Below are 780 nucleotides of genomic sequence, written 5' to 3'. Positions count from 1 at the left end.
AGGCCGCCGCCGCCCGCGCGGCCGAGGCCGCCGCCAGGGCCGCCGCTCCGGTGGCGGGCTGGAACCCGGCCGATCCGTGCCGCATCGTGCCCGGCATCGGTGCGAGCCCGGGCCTCGCCATCGGGCCGGTCCACGTGCTCGGCTCCACCGAGGTCGCGGTGCCGGACGAGCCGGAGCCGCTGACGAGCGGCGGCGACCGGCTGCACGCCGCCCTCGAATCGACGACGGCACAGCTCAAGGCGCTCGCCGACGATACCGGCCGGCGCCTCGGCCAGGCCGATGCCGGGATCTTCAAGGCGCAAGCCGACCTCATCGCCGACACCGACCTGATCACGCTGGCCTGCCAGCTGATGGTGGAGGGCCACGGCGTCGCCTTCGCGTGGCACCGGGCGGTGGAGCGGATGGCGGGCCAGCTCTCGGCCCTGGGCAACCCGGTGCTCGCCGCCCGCGCGGCGGACCTGCGCGACGTCGGCCGCCGGGTGCTGGCGCAGATCGACCCCGCGCTCCAGGCCGGCCACGCCCTGCCGGACCATCCGTGCATCCTGCTCAGCGCCGACCTCGCCCCCTCCGACNNGGTGCTCGGCCTCGCCACCGCACAGGGCGGGCCGACCTCCCACACGGCGATCCTCGCCCGGACGCTCGGCATCCCGTCGGTGGTGGCGGTAGGGCCCGGCCTCCTCGCCCTGCCCGCCGGCGCCACCGCGATCCTCGACGGCACGACCGGGCGGCTCTACCTCGATCCGAGCGCGCGCGACCTCGCCGCGGCCGAGGCCTGGCGCG

1 protein-coding gene is annotated in these 780 nt (G+C 77.6%); it reads left to right on the top strand.

The genetic code is table 11. The features are described 5' to 3' along the window. Positions 1–50 precede the first annotated feature (50 nt). A partial coding sequence (locus tag A5481_RS35545) for a phosphoenolpyruvate-utilizing N-terminal domain-containing protein (RefSeq protein ID WP_425350245.1) occupies positions 51–780 on the top strand: 730 nt, incomplete at its 3' end.

The sequence above is a fragment of the Methylobacterium platani genome, assembly GCF_001653715.1.
Lineage (GTDB): Bacteria > Pseudomonadota > Alphaproteobacteria > Rhizobiales > Beijerinckiaceae > Methylobacterium > Methylobacterium platani.
Note: the sequence above shows the minus strand (reverse complement) of the source record. Positions and strands in the feature narration are given on the sequence as shown.